Source organism: Acutalibacter intestini (assembly GCF_034334985.1).
GTDB lineage: Bacteria > Bacillota > Clostridia > Oscillospirales > Acutalibacteraceae > Acutalibacter > Acutalibacter intestini.
In genome coordinates this window covers 1-1,163 of record NZ_JAWXXL010000105.1, presented here as the reverse complement: position 1 = coordinate 1,163, position 1,163 = coordinate 1, and the positions used below count along the sequence as shown (strand labels likewise).

The 1,163-nt window shown below is 53.2% G+C and carries 1 protein-coding gene; it reads right to left on the bottom strand.

Translation table 11 applies throughout. The annotated features are described in order from the left end of the window. Positions 1-160 precede the first annotated feature (160 nt). Positions 161-1,163 (bottom strand): DUF4368 domain-containing protein (locus tag U8U68_RS21865; protein WP_322204568.1); only part of this gene is annotated, 1,003 nt, incomplete at its 5' end.

Below are 1,163 nucleotides of genomic sequence, written 5' to 3'. Positions count from 1 at the left end.
TCTTATGGAATTGTGGGTAACTCTGTTTGCAGGACGTGGGAAAGCTGCTCTTTGCTTTTCCATGTGCTGTGAACAGAGTTATCCATGATTCCATAGCCTGTTATGCACATTTCCACAATGCGCCCTTGCTTTTCCGGCTCTTGATGTTCAGACGGGGAGGCTATGCGGTTCTCTCTGCTTCCTGGTTTTTCCTGTGGTATGCTTCCCTCCTTGCGGCAAGATACTTCTCATAGCGTTCCACCGCTTCGGGGTTTCCAGTGGCGGCTTCCTCATACATTTTCTGCCGGGATTTCTTGGTGGCTTCGGAAGCATACGCCCGCTTTTTCGCAAGCTCTGCCGCCGCTGCCGGGTCGGTTTCGGCTTGCCGTACCAGCTTTTCCCTTGCTATCTTTTTCCGGCTCTTGTGGGCTTCCAGACGTTCCGATTCCTCCGGCGTTAAGGCTTCCCCCTCTTTTTGGGCGGCGGCAAGCTCTTTGAGCGTCCTTGTCTTTGGCTGTCCGGCTTTCTGCCTTTCGCGCCATGCCTTATGCTGTGCGGCTTTTTTCCGGCGGTATTCCGCAAGCCGTTCCGTTTCCTCCGGCGTAAGCTCTGCCCCGGTCTTTTCCAGTTCCATAAGTTCCTTTATGGATTTTTTCTTAGGCGGCTTGGGCGGCTCTGTGGCTTTTCGTTTCTCCCTCCATTCCTTTTGCCACTCCCGGTTATGTGCAAGCCGTTTTTCCTCCGCTTCCTGTTCCTCCGGCGTGAGAAGCCCCGCTTTTTTCCTTGCGGTAAATTCCCGTTTCTCTGCCTTGCGCTTCTCATACCGCGCCTTTTGAAGCTCCTTTGAACGGGCTTCCTTTGCCACCTGTTCCTCCTGCTGGCGGCGTTGTTCCTCCACCTCTGCCGGGGTGACGATATGGGCGGGTACTTCAAATGCGCCGATAAAGTTTAAATAAATGTCTATCCGCTGGCGGCGGTCATTCCCCCGCCCCTCGCCCTCATGCACAATCACTTTCTCGATAAACTCGTTGAGCATGGGCGTTGTCAATTCGGAGAAGTCGGTATAGCGTTTCACAAGCTGGATAAACTGGTCTGTTTTCAGCTTATCAGCGTTCCAGCTTTCAATCTGCCTTTGCCATTCCGCTATGGACGTTTCAAGCCCGGTCTGTTCCTCGTCATATTCA